The sequence below is a fragment of the Alteromonas sp. NFXS44 genome, assembly GCF_040148705.1.
Classification (GTDB): domain Bacteria; phylum Pseudomonadota; class Gammaproteobacteria; order Enterobacterales; family Alteromonadaceae; genus Alteromonas.
This window is the reverse complement of the sequence record NZ_JAGDEA010000012.1, coordinates 19,875-35,105: the sequence shown is the minus strand read 5'-3', so window position 1 is coordinate 35,105 and position 15,231 is coordinate 19,875. Positions and strand designations below refer to the sequence as shown.

The 15,231-nt window shown below is 47.8% G+C and carries 17 protein-coding genes; 13 read left to right on the top strand and 4 right to left on the bottom strand.

The window, feature by feature from the left end; translation table 11 throughout:
* Positions 1 to 56 precede the first annotated feature (56 nt).
* Entirely contained in the window at positions 57 to 374 is a 318-nt protein-coding gene (locus J3369_RS17340; protein WP_349589276.1) for a DUF3817 domain-containing protein, read from the bottom strand.
* A gap of 144 nt (positions 375 to 518) precedes the next feature.
* Positions 519 to 941: a hypothetical protein gene (locus J3369_RS17335; protein WP_349589274.1), complete on the bottom strand. Its 423-nt coding sequence runs from the start codon at positions 939 to 941 to the stop codon at positions 519 to 521.
* A 169-nt stretch (positions 942 to 1,110) separates the two neighbouring features.
* On the opposite strand from J3369_RS17335, the gene J3369_RS17330 reads away from it, so the two are divergent.
* The 3 genes from J3369_RS17330 (at position 1,111) to J3369_RS17320 (ending at position 4,213) form a co-directional block, all read left to right on the top strand.
* Positions 1,111 to 1,809 (top strand): response regulator, encoded by a 699-nt coding sequence (locus J3369_RS17330; RefSeq protein ID WP_349589272.1) that lies wholly within the window; start codon positions 1,111 to 1,113, stop codon positions 1,807 to 1,809.
* Positions 1,809 to 3,227 carry an ATP-binding protein gene (locus J3369_RS17325; protein ID WP_349589270.1) on the top strand — a complete coding sequence of 473 codons (1,419 nt, stop codon included), beginning with the start codon at positions 1,809 to 1,811 and terminating at the stop codon, positions 3,225 to 3,227. The genes J3369_RS17330 and J3369_RS17325 overlap by 1 nt, the downstream gene beginning before the upstream one ends.
* 89 nt (positions 3,228 to 3,316) lie before the next feature.
* The gene (locus J3369_RS17320) at positions 3,317 to 4,213 is read left to right on the top strand and encodes a DMT family transporter (protein ID WP_119502517.1); all 897 of its coding nucleotides are present in this window, start codon (positions 3,317 to 3,319) and stop codon (positions 4,211 to 4,213) included.
* 16 nt (positions 4,214 to 4,229) lie between these two features.
* On the opposite strand, the gene J3369_RS17315 is transcribed toward J3369_RS17320, so the two are convergent.
* A complete protein-coding gene (locus J3369_RS17315) occupies positions 4,230 to 5,129 on the bottom strand; it encodes a LysR family transcriptional regulator (RefSeq protein ID WP_349589266.1) in 900 nt (299 codons plus the stop codon).
* Positions 5,130 to 5,244: 115 nt separating this feature from the next.
* On the opposite strand from J3369_RS17315, the gene J3369_RS17310 reads away from it, so the two are divergent.
* Positions 5,245 to 5,988 (top strand): SDR family oxidoreductase, encoded by a 744-nt coding sequence (locus J3369_RS17310; RefSeq protein WP_349589264.1) that lies wholly within the window; start codon positions 5,245 to 5,247, stop codon positions 5,986 to 5,988.
* A gap of 306 nt (positions 5,989 to 6,294) precedes the next feature.
* Positions 6,295 to 7,305 (top strand): tRNA dihydrouridine(20/20a) synthase DusA, encoded by a 1,011-nt coding sequence (dusA, locus tag J3369_RS17305; RefSeq protein ID WP_349589262.1) that lies wholly within the window; start codon positions 6,295 to 6,297, stop codon positions 7,303 to 7,305.
* A gap of 5 nt (positions 7,306 to 7,310) precedes the next feature.
* Here the strand turns inward: dusA and J3369_RS17300 are convergent, their stop codons facing one another.
* Positions 7,311 to 8,045: a helix-turn-helix transcriptional regulator gene (locus J3369_RS17300; protein WP_349589259.1), complete on the bottom strand. Its 735-nt coding sequence runs from the start codon at positions 8,043 to 8,045 to the stop codon at positions 7,311 to 7,313.
* Between the two features lie 129 nt (positions 8,046 to 8,174).
* Here J3369_RS17300 and J3369_RS17295 point away from each other — a divergent pair, with 129 nt between their 5' ends.
* The 8 genes from J3369_RS17295 to J3369_RS17260 all read left to right on the top strand — a co-directional run bounded on the left by J3369_RS17295 (position 8,175) and on the right by J3369_RS17260 (position 15,081).
* Positions 8,175 to 8,792 (top strand): glutathione S-transferase family protein, encoded by a 618-nt coding sequence (locus tag J3369_RS17295; protein ID WP_349589257.1) that lies wholly within the window; start codon positions 8,175 to 8,177, stop codon positions 8,790 to 8,792.
* Positions 8,793 to 9,063: 271 nt separating this feature from the next.
* A complete protein-coding gene (locus tag J3369_RS17290; RefSeq protein WP_349589254.1) occupies positions 9,064 to 9,351 on the top strand; it encodes a hypothetical protein in 288 nt (95 codons plus the stop codon).
* 249 nt (positions 9,352 to 9,600) lie between these two features.
* Positions 9,601 to 11,670 carry a TonB-dependent receptor gene (locus J3369_RS17285; protein ID WP_349589251.1) on the top strand — a complete coding sequence of 690 codons (2,070 nt, stop codon included), beginning with the start codon at positions 9,601 to 9,603 and terminating at the stop codon, positions 11,668 to 11,670.
* 240 nt (positions 11,671 to 11,910) lie between these two features.
* A complete protein-coding gene (gene pspA, locus J3369_RS17280) occupies positions 11,911 to 12,576 on the top strand; it encodes a phage shock protein PspA (protein WP_349589249.1) in 666 nt (221 codons plus the stop codon).
* A 64-nt stretch (positions 12,577 to 12,640) separates the two neighbouring features.
* Positions 12,641 to 12,844: a PspC domain-containing protein gene (locus tag J3369_RS17275; protein WP_303574932.1), complete on the top strand. Its 204-nt coding sequence runs from the start codon at positions 12,641 to 12,643 to the stop codon at positions 12,842 to 12,844.
* Positions 12,844 to 13,185, top strand: coding sequence for a hypothetical protein (locus J3369_RS17270; protein ID WP_349589247.1), 342 nt, complete (start codon positions 12,844 to 12,846; stop codon positions 13,183 to 13,185). The genes J3369_RS17275 and J3369_RS17270 overlap by 1 nt, the downstream gene beginning before the upstream one ends.
* A 126-nt stretch (positions 13,186 to 13,311) precedes the next feature.
* Complete coding sequence (locus J3369_RS17265; RefSeq protein ID WP_349591044.1) at positions 13,312 to 14,304, top strand: DUF2333 family protein; 993 nt, start codon at positions 13,312 to 13,314, stop codon at positions 14,302 to 14,304.
* Positions 14,305 to 14,307: 3 nt separating this feature from the next.
* On the top strand, positions 14,308 to 15,081 hold the full coding sequence (locus tag J3369_RS17260) for a TIGR04219 family outer membrane beta-barrel protein (RefSeq protein ID WP_119502511.1): 774 nt from the start codon (positions 14,308 to 14,310) through the stop codon (positions 15,079 to 15,081).
* The last annotated feature ends 150 nt before the right edge of the window (positions 15,082 to 15,231 follow it).

Genomic DNA, 15,231 nt, shown 5'->3' with positions numbered 1-15,231 from the left:
CGCCGTGCAGCAATGCACCGGCGCGTTTTTTGTTTCTAAACCCCGGTTTTTAAAATTCAGGCAGCTTCAGATTGTTTCGCTGCAGGGGCGGACAGAATCCCCTTTTTTGTAAACCAGACTTCCAGCGGCAAAGTTGCCAGTGGCGGAACAGCAGCAAGAATGGCCAGGATACTGTGCCGCGCGCTCCAGCGAAGGCGGACCGCTGCAACAATGGCAACCACAAAATAAATCAGAAAGGCGATACCGTGGAGACGGCCGAATAACCAGACACCCAGGTCAGTGACTTCAAGATTGTATTTGAAGTACATACCGGTGATCAGACCGAACCAGGTAAATGCTTCAATGCGCGCTGCGATAATAAAGATTTTTTCCATGTCAGTGGCGAGACTCTGTAAATGAAGAACGTGCAGTTTACCTGCACCGGGCATTAAGTGAAAGGTTGAGAATAATTCTTATTTAAGAAGTTGAAATGAAAGAGGTCGCAACCGCGACCTCTCGATACATGATAAAAGGGGGATTTATTGCGGCTCTGCCGGTGCTTCAACCTCTTTACCTTCGCCACGTTTTTTACGGTCGCCTCTGTCAAACTTGTCACTACCACGTTTGTCGCCACGGGGTCCGCGCATGTCTTTATGTGGTCTGTGCATCATATCCTGCAGCATCTGTGTTTTCTGTTCTTCTGTGAATACAGCCCAGAATTCATCACGCAATGCTTTCTGCTTTTCTTTCAGCGTTTCAAGTTTTGCTTCCTGATCAGCCGTTAACTCAACATCTTTCATCATTCTGTGCATTTGCGGCGGTACCAGCGGGGGATCCATTTTCTCCATTCGCTCAGTTTTTGCTGCTGCGTCGGTTGCTGCTAACGCGAAGCCTGTTACACCCGCACCAATGAAAAGAGCGGCAACGCCTACAATGCTTAATTTTTTAATCGAACGTTTCATAAAGTTCTCCTGAAAATCTGCTACCTCACAATGAGGACGAATACATACTATCGCGCTGAATGTCACGTAACGTTAAGAAGTGCAAATCTCGTGTGAACATATGAAAAGTCAGGCATTATTGACCCTGTATTAAGCAAGTTGACATAGCATTGACAGACGACGTATTGACATGAGCATTCTATTAATCGAAGACGATAAAGGGCTGGCAGAGTTACTCACTGAGTTTCTCGGAATGTCCGGCTACGACGTGACTCACTGTGCCGATGGCGAGTCTGGCCTTGCGGAAGCTCTGGCCCGCAGCGATATCGAGCTGGTATTGCTGGATGTAATGCTGCCCGGCCTCAACGGGCTGGACGTGCTTAAAGCCATCCGCCAGAAAAGTGAATTACCGGTGCTCATGCTGACAGCCCGGGGGGACGACCTTGATAAAGTGCTCGGGCTGGAACTGGGTGCTGACGATTATCTGGCGAAACCGTTTAACGACCGCGAATTACTGGCGCGTATCCGGGCAATTATCCGTCGTACCGGCGATAAAGCCGCAACAGACGAACCGGCCAGTTTGTCGAAAAAGTCTGTTATCCCGATTGGCGATATCAGCATTGATGTGCAGAAAATGGTGGTGACCTGTCAGTCGCAAGTGTTGGATCTCACCGGCAGCGAATATGCATTACTGAAGCATCTGTGCTTGCAGCCCGGAGAACTTATCACCAAAGAAGAGCTATCCGAGGCGTGTCTCGGACGACGCCTGCAGGCTTTCGACCGCAGTATCGACACCCACATCAGTAACCTGCGTAAAAAGCTCACTGCCGCAAATTCACAGGTAGACATTAAAAGTCAGCGCGGGCGCGGTTACGGAATTTTTGCCTGATGACCGGTGCTGTCCGCAATTTTAATCTGAAAGTACTGGGCTGGTTCTGGCTTACCCTACTGGTGTGTATTCTGTCCATCGCCATTCCGGCGTTTATCCTGCAGGAAATCAATGAAAACGAGCCGCTGTCAGGCCGGGACAGTCGTTTGCTGAATAATGTGGCACAGAGAATTGATAACATTCTTCTCAGCCGCCCGGCAGATCCTCATGGTATCCCCCGGCAACTGGAACAACTGGAAACCCGCACATCTTATCAATGGCTCATTGTTGATAAACAGCTTAACGTGGTGCAAAGCAGTATGCCTTTGCGGCGCTCCCTCACCGAAGAATTCAACAGCAAGCGCTTCTGGTATTTCATTCAAAAAGAACAGCAAAGGGAAATTAATCTGGAGTGGACTCGGCTAGTAGGTCCGGTCTCTCTGACCGCCAGGCCAGATTGGAAACTGGTGTTATGGCGTCCGGAACGACCACGGCCTCTGGATGTTTTCAGAGCCGTACCGTGGTGGCTGATGCTGGGTATTTTTATGGTAGTGACCAGCTTGATGAGCTGGTTACTGGTACGTTCTATTGCCCGACCGCTGAACCGGCTGGGTGACGCATTCACTGCGGTGGGGCAGGGGCAGTTGAATCACCGCATCGAATACAGTCAGTCTGTGGACAAAGGCGGCCGTCGAAGCGGGGAATCACCTTTTACCCGCTTGTTTGCCCAGTTCAATGATATGACCGGCAAAATAGCTGCACTCATTCAGAATCAGAAACGCCAGAGCGCCGACATTTCTCATGAATTGCGCACGCCGCTTACCCGGCTGCAAATGACACTGGCACTGGTTCGCAGAAAATGCGCGGACCCCTCGTTGATCCCGCTGCTGGAACGGGCAGAAAAAGAAAATGAACTGCTCAACCTGCATATTCAGCGTTTATCCGATCTCACCACCATGGAATCCCGGGCTATCTCGCAGGGCAAAGCAGACATTACGGTAAAAGCATTACTGGATGATTTGTGTGAAGATGCTGCATTCGAGGCGCAACAACTTGGGATCACGTGGCAGCATGCTCTTGCTGACGGCACGCTCAGTATTTACGAAGAGCCCTTTCTCACTGCCATCGAGAATGTGGTGCGAAACGCATTTAAATACGCAAACTCTTCCGTTTCTCTGGCTTGTACTGTCGCCGGTAGTCAACTGACTATTGTAATTGAAGATGACGGGCCGGGTGTGGAACCGGCAGATTTATCAAAGCTGACCAATGCATTCTACCGCACTGACAGCGCCCGTAACAGCGACACCGGCGGCCTTGGCCTTGGCCTCGCTATTGCTGCAGAAGCTGTTCGTCTGAACGACGGCGATATGTCATTCAGCTTGTCAGATAAAGGTGGTTTGCAGGTGAATATGCAGTTCCGGTTGACACAGAAACCGTAACTGGTTACTGCTAATATTTGCGGTCCGGTTAGAGGTTTTATCTTCGTCCTCTGTTAAACTTGCCGCTGTTTTTACCGGACCGTTTCTCTATGCTTCCTTTTATTCTGCTGCTCATTGCTACCATGTTGTGGGGTAGCTCTTTCATTGCGCTGAAAATCGCGTTTGCCGAATACTCGCCTATGTGGGTAATTTTTCTGCGTATGGTGGTGGCAAGCATTTGTTTTCTGCTGATGTGGAAGGGCCTGAGCCGATTTACTTATCAGAAAGGCGACTGGAAGTTACTGCTGCTGATGTCTGCCGCAGAGCCTTGTTTGTACTTCGTTTTTGAAGCCATGGCATTACAGTACACCTCGGCTGCACAGGCCGGGATGGTCACAGCGGTTTTACCGCCTATGGCGGCAGCACTGGCGTTTATCTTTTTAAAAGAGCGTATGACTATCACGGCTCAGGCAGGTTTTGTTGTCGCTTTTGCCGGTTTAGTCTGGCTAAGCTGGGCGGCTGAAGAAAATGCTCACGCCAGTAATCCTGTGCTGGGCAATACCCTTGAGCTGGCTGCTATGGCATGTTCTGCGGTGTACTGTGTTTGTGTGAAGAAACTGTCTACCCGCTACTCTCCGCTGGTACTAACGTCCTTACAGGCGTTTTCCGGTGCGATATTCTTCATGCCGCTGGCATTCAGTCAGGATGTGCCGCCATTACACGCCGGCCCTGCGCTTTACGCTATCGTCTTCCTCGGCGTATGCGTGACCTTAGGCGCCTATCTGCTTTACAACATCGCCATTACCAAAATGGATTTAAGCAAAGCCACCATTTTCAGTAACCTCATTCCCGTTTATACAATTGGCTTTGCGTACTGGTTGCTGGACGAAACCCTCACACAAACCCAACTAATGGCCTGCGGCCTTATTCTCAGTGGTGTGGTGCTGGGGCAATCTAAACGTAGAAAGAAAACAGTTATGCCGGCTGAACGGGCGTTTGAATCGTAGGTGTGGCCGGCAGGATTCAGTTAAGGCTGGCAGTAATCTCTGTTACCAGCTCGTCGTATATTAACCTTACCCGTTTAGGCACAGGACCTCTCTGGGGGCGGTAAATAAACAGCGTCCAGGGTTCAGGGTCAAATTCGTTCAATACCCGCATCAGTTTGCCACTCCGGATTTCTTTATTTGCCAGAAAACCGGGAACCTGAGCAAAGACCAGTCCATCCAGTGCTGCTTTGAATTCCGCTTCTGCATCGTCAAAAACAATACGTGAGTTGAAAGAATACTGTTCACTGGCCAAATTAAAATACCAGGGCCATGTGCGACCTGTGCCGGGGTCTGATACTGATGAAGTGGGAAGGTGTTGTAAATCGCCCGGCGTTTGCGGTCTCCCTTGTTGTTGAATGAGTTCCGGCGCTGCCACAACAAAGAATTCTATTTGCCCCAGAGTCTTGACGATGAAGCGATTGTCACGGATAAAACCAATCCGCAAGCCAATGTCGATTCGTTCTTCTACAACATCAGCACGCTTGTCACTGAGCATAAGTTCTATATTGATGTCTGGGTATTTTTTCAGTAATTGCACCACAATCGGGGTAACAACCGAGCGCCCGAAACCAAGAGGAGCAGCAATTCTGACTTTTCCTGCAAGTCCTTCATTTGCCTCTTTGGCGTTGTGCGCAAATAAAGCATCAAATTCTCTGATAAGCGGTTTTGCTTTATCGAACAGGCGGTGGCCAAAGTGAGTCAGCTGCATGTGGCGTGTATTCCTGTGAAACAGTAATTCGCCCTGCAAGTTTTCGAGCTCCTTTATGGCGCGGGTTACAGCCTGAGGCGAAATACTTAATTTTACCGCTGTCTCTTTGAAGCTCTGATTTTCTGCCGCAACACTAAAAATTCGCAACATTTCCAGTTTGTTATTCATTCTTATTATTCCTGTTTTTGGAATTCTGAAAGCGTATCAAATTCATATGCTGGAATACAGCCATACCAGATAATTTGTCTGCATCGTGCATTTAACAATTTATCCGGAGATAAATATGAGTGATTCAATTCAAGGTAAAGTCGTTGTTATTACTGGTGCCAGCAGTGGTTTGGGTGAAGCGACCGCCCGTCTTCTGGCGAGCCGGGGTGCAAAGGTGGTGCTGGGTGCCAGACGAACCGAAAAGCTGCAGGCGATCTGTGCGGATATTCAGCGTGCAGGCGGTGAAGCAACTTTCAACACAATGGACGTTACGTTGTTAGAAAGCGTGAAGGACTTGGTGGATTTGGCTGTGCAAACCTATGGCAAGCTGGACGTTATTATTAATAACGCCGGTTTGATGTCTATTGCACCTTTGCAAGAGCTGAAAGTGGATGAATGGAATCGCATGATCGACATTAATATCAAAGGTGTACTCAACGGGATCGCCGCTGCGTTACCAGTATTTGAAGATCAGCAATCAGGCCACTTTATCAATATTTCGTCAGTTGCCGGTTTAAAAGTATTCAGCCCTGGCGGAACCGTGTACAGCGGAACTAAATTTGCGGTGCGTGCTATATCCGAAGGGCTTCGCCATGAGGTTGGCGGTAACATTCGTACCACGTCAATTGAACCGGGCGCTGTAGATTCTGAGTTAAAATACGGCTCTTCACACCAGGCAAGTTCTGATTTTGTGGTGGATTTTTACAAACAGGCTATCCCGGCAGATTCAGTTGCCAGAGCGATTGCGTATGCTATTGAGCAGCCACTCGATGTGGATATCAACGAAATTGTGTTACGCCCTGCAGTACAAGAGTTTTAATTTGAAATCATCAGGGGCCGGAAAAGGCCCCTTGTTTTGCTTTATTACTCTATTTTTTTGTTAAGGTTACATCTGTTCGCAGGCTGACTATCTTGCCTTTGTTTTTCTGCTTTACAGAAGTAGAATACACGGCTCGATCTCCGCGAAGCCGTTTGTTTTTTGAGTAAAACGCCATGTTTTTGTATTCCTGTTGTTTACTTGAAGGGGAAAAATCATCGGAATACGACGGAAATGTCATACATTTTGAAACTGGTAAAAATGCGATGAGATTTACTTTTTCACATATAAATCAAGGTTGTAAGTTCCATGTCTGACATTTCAAACAACAGAAAATTCTCAGTCGCTCCAATGCTCGACTGGACTGATCAACATTGCCGCTATTTCCTGCGTCAGATCTCAAAACACAGCTTGCTGTACACCGAGATGGTCACTACCGGCGCATTGATTTACGGTAAAGGCGATTATCTGGCTTTCAACGAAGATGAGCATCCGGTGGCGCTGCAACTGGGCGGCTGTGATCCCTCCGATATGGCGCGGTGTTCTGAAATGACGCAGGCACGTGGCTATGATGAGGTCAATATTAACGTAGGGTGTCCTTCCGACCGGGTCAAGAACGGTGCGTTCGGTGCGTGCCTGATGGCACAACCTGAAGTGGTGGCTGACTGTGTGAAAGCTATGCAGGCGGCAGTGGATATTCCGGTAACGGTTAAATGCCGTATTGGCATTGACGATATGGACGAATACGAAGGTTTTGCCAGGTTTGTTGATATTGTGGCAGATGCAGGCTGCGATACCTTTATTGTGCACGCCCGTAAAGCTTGGCTAAAGGGCTTGAGCCCCAAGGAAAACCGTGAAATTCCACCGCTGAATTACCCCCGTGTTTACCAGCTTAAGGAAACCCACCCCAATCTTAATATCAGTATTAACGGTGGTGTGAGAACCCTGGGCGATACCCTGGAACACTTAAATAAAGTTGATGGCGTGATGATGGGGCGGGAAGCCTATTCTAATCCCTATTTGCTTTCTTCCGTTGATAAACAGGTTTTTGGAGACGATGCACAGGTGAAATCCCGCAGCGAAATTGTTCACATTATGCAGCAGTACATTGAACGCCAAACCGATGAGTGGTTTAAGCCCTGGCACGTTGCCCGTCATATGCTGGGTTTGTACCAGGGACAGGCCGGCGGGCGCATCTGGCGCCGTTATTTAAGCCAGAATGGCACGGGCAAAAAGCGTGATCCAAACCTTCTGATGAATGCGCTGGAGCAGGTAGAGCAGGCGCAGGCAAAAGCCTTCGATTCCCGTGTAACGGAATAGCAGTACTAAATTGTTTTAAAAAACGGCGCGTAAATGGTCGCGAAGGTATCCTTCGGTCGGGGCCTGAAATGACCTTTTACAATGCAGGCCCGTTTTATCCGGTCGATGCGGAATACACGGGTGGCATCCCTTAAATGATCCCAGGCAATGACATACCAGATTGGCCAGTTCAGCAGAACGTAGTGGATTTCAATAACCCGTCTGGTCATGTCGCTGCTTTCTGCCTGATAGTCGATTTCCAGTAAGTGACGACCCAGAAACGCTTCTGCTATTTCTTCCGACATATCAGGCGCCGGTGCGCCATAGTGCGATGCAATGTTGGCCGCTGCGTTATTTCCCACCATAATTCTTTTGCGGATATCACTGACCACATGACGCTGCTTTTGCGGAAACGCCTGAAACAACTTTTGTTTGATGTGTTTTAAATTTCCCGTAAGCAGCGGCGACTGAAGGTTCTCCATAATGGCCAGCGCGAGGATAAGTTCAATGACTTCACGGTGAGTCAGATTCAGCCTGTCTATGCCCCAGCGACCAGACAGCCGTATGCCGCCGCCCCTTCCGCGGTCGGATTCCACCGGGTAACCGGCCTCCCTGAGTTCTGACAGTTCCCGCATAAGTGTGCGCTGACTGACCCCCAACTGTTCACGTAAGTCCGCGGTTTTCCAGTATTCCTCAGACTGCAATAAGCCAATCAGGCGGCTCCGCCTGTCAGTCCGGTTAGTGAAGCTTTTATTCGCCATATTTTTAATATGCCATTTAACGGCATAATTATCTATACACTTTCCGGTATGGCGAGTGCGGGGCCTTCAGGCCGCGTAATGAGACCTGAGTTTGGTAGCAGTTAAATTACATTATAGGGAAGGAAAATCATGAAACATTTTTATAATCCAAGAAGCAGAAGTGCCATGACCGACTGGATGCTTGCAGAACTGGGCGTTGAGCACGAACGGGTTTGTATTGATTTTGGCATACAGAATCCGCAACTGGATGAGCTGCACCGTATCAATCCGATGAAGAAACTGCCTGTATTGGTTGATGGCGATACTGTTGTTACAGAAACCGCTGCTATTTGCGCTTACCTGGCGGATAAATATCCGCAGAAGGATATGGCGCCGGCTGCCGGGTCTGCTGAGCGCGGATTGTATTACCGGATCCTGTTTATTTCAGGCAGCGCTATTGAACCCGCGTTTACGCTGGCCGCTGCAAATATTGAGTATCCCGATGCTTCCATGGCCGGCTGGGGGGATATGCCGAGGATCATCGATACTATTGAAGCATTAACGCCAGATTCTGACTGGGCAACCGGTAAGCAATTTACTGCGGCTGATGTGATCTTTGGCGGTTTGCTGAACTTTGCATCTAAAGTGGGGTGGTTTACTCCGTCTCTTAAGATGCAGGATTATATCTCCCGTCTTCGCCAGCGCCCGGCATATTTAAAAAGCCATCCTGACATGCTTCAGAATATGGCCGGTAAGCGAATCGCATAAACCGGTTTCCAGCAATAAGCGGGATGACTGAGATATTGAATCTCAGTCAGAACGGGTAGCGGAATAGACCAACGTGGGTGGTTTATTTCGCTAACTTGTAGTGTTGTTCGTTTTTTGAACTGATCGGATTTTTCCAAGGGCTAGTTTAAATGTTAAATAAATCAATGGTATAAAATTTTTTTGGAGGTTGGCACGTCTCTCGCTATCTCTCAGGTAACTTGTCGTCGCAGTGGGTACGGCTTTATTTAAAACATTACCAGAGGGAAACACCATGAAAGCGAAAACACTATTAACCAGCCTTGTATTAACTGCTGCGATGTTAAGCTCACAGGCGATGGCAAAGGAAAGTGCTGTTGAATCGTTCCTTGGTCGCATGATTGATCAGGCCGTGTCTATGGCGGGCGAAGAAATCAGTAATGGCGTACGCCAGTCTGTTGCTAACGCAACGTATAACTTCAGTTTGTCGGATGAAACAAAGACGGGGTCAGTGAGTGTGACTGATCTTGCTGCAAGCGGGACACAATCAAAACCTGAACACGCTGAATCTGAAGAAGAGTAAGCTTATGGCTTGCTGTAAGATGCGAATTCAGCATCAAAAATTATCAGAACGAAGTTGCAGGCAATCTTAAACGGTTGCCTGTTTTTTTGTAAAAATTTATCTTCCGGATTAAAACAGAACAATCAGTGTTTTATAGCTGACCTTTCAGTCTGGTTCTAATAATATTCCATCAAATCAGTACCCTGGTTGATTGCTATCAGTGTTTTAATGATATATAGATATATCTTAATTCATTGAAAAGGAAGATAAATGAAGTCAGCCAAACAGTATCCCCGGCCATCAATTTTTGCTAAGTCACTTCTCTCTTTATCTGTCGGACTTTGCCTTCAAAACGCATATGCTCAGGAACTTGAGAAAATTACGGTTACGGCACAACACCGTGAAGAAAATTTGCAGGAAGTTCCTATCGCTATTACGGCATTATCTGAACAGGATATTGCACTGCGAAACATGACAGACACATTATCGATAAACGAGACTGTTCCGAATATTAATGTTGCCAAAAATCCCGGTTCCACCGGAGGGATGAAAGTATTCATCAGGGGGATCGGAGAGGATGAGTCGAGAGTGGGGGCCGATCCTGCTGTCGGCATTTATATCGACGATATCTATATTGGCCGCCAGACAGCAGCATTAACTGATCTTGCGGATATACAGGGAATTGAAATTCTGCGCGGTCCTCAGGGCACCCTTTACGGCCGGAATTCAAACGGGGGAGCCATCAGAATTACGACCCGCCAGCCTTCTCTTGATGATCATACTACAATTAACCTCACTGCCGGCTCAGACAGTATCGTTAACGGATATTTGCTGGTGAACAAGGCTTTGTCTGCTAATCTGGCAGGACAAGTTTCGGTGTTTTCTAAAAACCGCGATGGCTTTATTACCAATCTGGATAATGGCGAAAGGCTGGGGGATGTGGATAAATCCGGGGCCAGGGTTGCTTTGAAGTACTATGGCGATATCTGGGATTTAGCCTGGCAGGCTGATTTTCTCCGTGACTTGTCTGAGCCGGGCTATCCGGTGTTAAGAGACGATGAAGACGGAAACTGGTTTACAACATCGCAGTCGGAGTTTCCGGTCAGTGCTTTGATTAATGGCGATACTCAGCTGGGCGAGTTTTATAACAGGCTGCATCAAAGAGGAAGCAGTTTCAAAGCGCACCGGCAATTTGGTGATGTGACGTTTGATTCAATCACCGCATACCGTGCTTTTGAGCATGAAATGCTGACTATCGTGATCGCGCCGTTTCTGCAGGAAATTAATCAGGACCAGATCAGCCAGGAGTTCCGCTTTGCTAAACAAGGTGACAATTATGACTGGCTCACAGGACTCTATTTGTACAGAGAGGATGCTTCTCAGTATTCAGAGTTCTTTTTCGGAAGCAGTGATGTTGATTTGATAACCGAATCAGCGGCTGTCTTTGGTCAGTATACGCACTACGTATCATCAGCCTTAAAGCTCACTGGTGGATTACGATATACATTTGAAGACAAGCATTATACAGCAGAGGCGAGTGAGGATTACTGGAGTGCGCAGGGAAGAGCGAACACCGGAGAACAGTCAGAAGACTGGGGTAATCTGTCGTGGAAACTGGTGGCAGCCTATGATTTAAATGAGGCCACTATGCTCTATGCTTCCATAACAACCGGGTTCAAATCCGGAGGCTGGTCTACCGATGGCTTTCAGCCGGTGAATGAGGAAACCGTAGAAACTTACGAAGCAGGGTTTAAAAGTGATCTGACAAAGTCATTTAGATTAAACGCCAACTTTTACTATAACGACTACACCGACCTCCAGATAAATGGTACTACTGAGAATGGCGTCACGCGGGTGAATGCCGGAGATGTGGAAACCTACGGTATTGAAGTTGCAGCGACCTGGCTTGCGACTGAAGATCTGACCTTTGATGCCTATCTTGGTACCACAGAAGGTAAGTACAAACGCGTTTCTCCCGCTGCAGCCATGTTGATTAACAGCTCAATGGAATTAAAACAGGCACCGCCGTTAAGCTACGGAGTCAATGCTAAGTATTTCAAAGCATTGAGAACAGGTGAGCTGATTGTGAACGTGCAGTATGCTTACACGGACAAACAATATAATGATCTTGCCAATACTGAGGCGCTTGTGAGAGACGAAACAGATATCGTTAATCTGCGCGTGGGATATAACTGGGGTAGTGAAACAGAGTGCAGCATTGCGCTGTGGTCGAAAAACTTGCTGGATGAAGAGTATGCAGCGGTAGCGACAACCAGTAATGGTGCCGTGTATCCCGGCGACCCTGTCACATATGGTGTCAATTTTAGTCTTAAATTCTGATCAAACCTGCGAACATCCGGCTAAGAAGCGTTCTTTAACAGAGCGTTTCTTTGCCTGGTCAAATTAACCACTCCCTATAGTCATATTCGCCATTCTGTGTTCATGGTTTCAAATAATTTCCCCGAATAATGATCCTTTAATATATAAATTTTAATTAAAACAATGTCTTAAATATCTGGCACGGGCATTGTAATAACTATTGTGTAACCGAACAAACAAGACAGTTAAAGGAGAAACACAATGGGTATGTTTTCAAGAATGTCAGATATCGTACAGGCGAACATCAATGCCATGTTAGATAAGGCGGAAGATCCTGAGAAGGTCATTCGCCTGATCATTCAGGAAATGGAAGAAACGCTGGTGGAAATGCGCTCCGTGGCTGCGAAGTATCTGGCTGAAGAAAAGTATCTCGATCGTCAGGCTGAAAAGCTTCAGAAGGATGTTGACAGCTGGATGGCAAAAGCTGAGCTGGCGATGGATAAAGGCAAGGATGATCTGGCGCGGGCAGCGTTGGTACAGAAAAACGCTTTCAACGACAAGCTGGCAGCCATTGAATCTCAAAAAGTGCAGTTAACTGAAATGTTAAGCGGTATTCAGGAAGACACCGGTCGTCTGCACGCAAAGCTGGCTGAAGCCCGTCAGAAGCAAAAGAGTCTGGTGGCAAGAAAACAGAATGCCGGCGTGCGTCTGAAAGCCCGCAGTGTTACTCACAGCGAGCAAATTGAATCGGCAATGGCGCGTTTCGACAGCTACGAACAGCGTATTGAGCACCTGGAAGCGCAGGTTGATGCCTATGATGTCACCGATGGCAGCGGGCAGTCTCTGGAAGCTCAGTTTAAAGCGCTGGAAACCAGCGATGCCATAGATGCTGAACTGGCGGCCATGAAGAAAAAACGCGCAGCCTGAACGATAACTGAAATTGATACGGCTATGCGCCGGGTGGCGCGTACCGGCCATACAGGAGAATATGATGAAATTTCCGCAAACTGATAAACGAATCTACCGCGATACCGGCAACGGCGTGATAAGTGGCGTCTGTGCAGGCCTGGCAAAATACCTTGATGTGGATGCGACCTGGGTAAGAGTTGCCGCTGTTGCCGGATTGATCCTGTTTCATGTGCCGGTATTAATAGCTTATATCGCAGCAACATTTCTGTTACCAAGGTGGGCGTAATGAAAAATGCATTTATGGCTGTCATCATTGCACTGATCCTTGTTTACGCCTTTGGCAATCTGTTTAATGACTGGTGGGGTATTCATTTGATGATGGGTGACGATATGTTGTCGCCGTTAGAAAATTTTGCCGCAGCATCGGCGGTGGGTCTGGTGTTTGTTGCAATCGGGTTCATTGTCGCACTGAGTGTGTTCGGGACGCTCGCTCTGGCTGTCTTTGCCTGTGTGGCAGCACTGCTGGTGATGGGGCTGAGTGCACTATGGCCAGTGTTACTGGTGGCAGCCGTCATCTGGCTGTTCCGCCGTCCCCGTCAATCCCGAACGGTGTATCCGAATCATTAAGTGATGGAAAAGCGAAGTAAATTAAGGCGAAAATTCGCCGTCATGATGCTAAAGTGCAGGTACATGGTAATAAATGGGCGTTTACAACGCCCATTTTGTCATTAGAAAAGGATATTAACGTTGAGCATTAAACAATACTTAAACACCAAAACGATCTCAGCAACTGTGCTGATCCTGTTTTTACTCTTTGGGTTAATTGGCGTGTATTGGAGTGTCGAGCCTGACACATTTGATGTAAGACAGTCTGTCGCTGCAACAGCAGAAAACCCCACTCAAACTGAAGTGCCCGGATACACTGTAACGACCACGTTGATTCTGGTTACTGAACGTATGCTGGATAAGCCTGGCGGGTATCTGTCAAATGATGTCATGCCTCCCGGTCTCTTTTTAGACAATATGCCTGCCTGGGAATATGGTGCACTGGAAATGATCCGTGATTTGTCGTTGTCCATGCGCAAAGATTTCAGCCGTTCTCAGTCCCAGTCTATTGAAAGCCCGAATCTGACAAAAGCACAGCCGGAATTTAACGTAAACAGCCGGAGCTGGGCGTTACCGTCTGCAGAGTCATCTTACCGCAACGGTATTAAGGCATTAAAAGCCTACAGAGCAGAACTGGTAGACCCGACCCGCGGCGACGGTCAGTTCTATACCCGCGCCGATAACCTGCGGGACTGGTTGAAACAGGTTGAAAAACGTCTGGGGTCTTACTCTCAACGTCTGAGCGCCAGTGTAGGTTCATCGCGGATGAATACAGATCTTGCCGGTGATAAAAATGCCAGACAATCTACACCGACTGTGAATGAAAAAGTGGTGAAAACCAGCTGGTGGAAGCTGGACGATAATTTTTATGAGGCCCGCGGTGCTACCTGGGCAATGCTACACTTCTTAAAAGCGGTGGAAATTGAGTTTGCGGATGTACTGGAAGACAAAAACGCGCTGGTCAGTTTGCGTCAAATTATCCGTGAACTGGAAGCTACACAACAAACAGTGTGGAGTCCGATGATTTTAAACGGGGATGGTTTCGGTATGATGGCGAACCATTCACTGGTAATGGCGAATTATATTTCCCGTGCTAATGCAGCACTAATCGAACTGACTGAACTTCTCAATCAAGGATAATTCATGAAAAAATGCATTATGGCAGTAGCTACCGCTGCAGCTTTATCTGCATCGCCTGTAATGGCAGACACACTGGCCGGTCTTTATCTCGGTGGTCAGGGATGGCGCACAAGTACGTCAGGCGGCTTTGCTGATGACGGCACATTTTCCAATGACAGCACAATGGCTGACTTCAACTTTGACAGTCAGGCAAACTCTTCCTTATATATCGCTGTTGAACATCCGGTGCCGTTTTTGCCAAACGTGAAGGTGAACTACACTACGCTGGACTCAGATGGCACCACTGCGCTACAAACCAGTTTCACCTTTGATGGCGACTTGTACACCACCGGCAGTGATATTTATACACAGGTAGAAATGTCCACCACCGATCTGACACTGTATTACGAGCTGTTTGACAACGACCTGGTCAGTTTTGATTTGGGTCTGACAGGCAAATACATCGACGGTACATTGTTTGTCAATGATGCTGATACACAGACCAGCGGCGAGCTGCCTTTTTCCGGTGTTATCCCCATGGCTTATTCACGGGTTGCTGTAGGCCTGCCGTTTACCGGTCTGGGCGCTTATGCCGAAGGGAATTATCTGTCGGTTGGCGATCATACCTTCAGTGACTATCAGATTGCGCTGACATATTCCTTTATTGAAAGCCTGGCAGTAGACATGACGATTCAGGCTGGTTACCGGAATGTGGAAGTGGATCTGGATGATCTTGACGGTGCCTATGCTGATATGAGCTGGGATGGTCCGTTTGCGGGTATTGAAATCCACTTCTGATCCCGCTGACCGGCTGGTCAGATAAAACCGCCGGACTAATCTGCGATTGTAAAACTGCCGTAAGCATTGCTTGCGGCAGTTGTCTTTTAGAGGGTGATCACATTTCAAGAGTGCTTTTTAGAAACTTTAGAGCATAAAAAAGTGTGATTT

Coding starts and splice junctions, on each gene's coding strand:
- J3369_RS17270 (WP_349589247.1), top strand. CDS start 12,844: ATGAAAAATGCATTTATGGCTGTCATCATTGCACTGATCCTTGTTTAC.
- J3369_RS17295 (WP_349589257.1), top strand. CDS start 8,175: ATGAAACATTTTTATAATCCAAGAAGCAGAAGTGCCATGACCGACTGG.
- J3369_RS17285 (WP_349589251.1), top strand. CDS start 9,601: ATGAAGTCAGCCAAACAGTATCCCCGGCCATCAATTTTTGCTAAGTCA.
- J3369_RS17325 (WP_349589270.1), top strand. CDS start 1,809: ATGACCGGTGCTGTCCGCAATTTTAATCTGAAAGTACTGGGCTGGTTC.
- J3369_RS17335 (WP_349589274.1), bottom strand. CDS start 941: ATGAAACGTTCGATTAAAAAATTAAGCATTGTAGGCGTTGCCGCTCTT.
- J3369_RS17260 (WP_119502511.1), top strand. CDS start 14,308: ATGAAAAAATGCATTATGGCAGTAGCTACCGCTGCAGCTTTATCTGCA.
- J3369_RS17300 (WP_349589259.1), bottom strand. CDS start 8,045: ATGGCGAATAAAAGCTTCACTAACCGGACTGACAGGCGGAGCCGCCTG.
- J3369_RS17310 (WP_349589264.1), top strand. CDS start 5,245: ATGAGTGATTCAATTCAAGGTAAAGTCGTTGTTATTACTGGTGCCAGC.
- J3369_RS17315 (WP_349589266.1), bottom strand. CDS start 5,129: ATGAATAACAAACTGGAAATGTTGCGAATTTTTAGTGTTGCGGCAGAA.
- J3369_RS17275 (WP_303574932.1), top strand. CDS start 12,641: ATGAAATTTCCGCAAACTGATAAACGAATCTACCGCGATACCGGCAAC.
- J3369_RS17290 (WP_349589254.1), top strand. CDS start 9,064: ATGAAAGCGAAAACACTATTAACCAGCCTTGTATTAACTGCTGCGATG.
- J3369_RS17320 (WP_119502517.1), top strand. CDS start 3,317: ATGCTTCCTTTTATTCTGCTGCTCATTGCTACCATGTTGTGGGGTAGC.
- J3369_RS17330 (WP_349589272.1), top strand. CDS start 1,111: ATGAGCATTCTATTAATCGAAGACGATAAAGGGCTGGCAGAGTTACTC.
- pspA (WP_349589249.1), top strand. CDS start 11,911: ATGGGTATGTTTTCAAGAATGTCAGATATCGTACAGGCGAACATCAAT.
- dusA (WP_349589262.1), top strand. CDS start 6,295: ATGTCTGACATTTCAAACAACAGAAAATTCTCAGTCGCTCCAATGCTC.
- J3369_RS17340 (WP_349589276.1), bottom strand. CDS start 374: ATGGAAAAAATCTTTATTATCGCAGCGCGCATTGAAGCATTTACCTGG.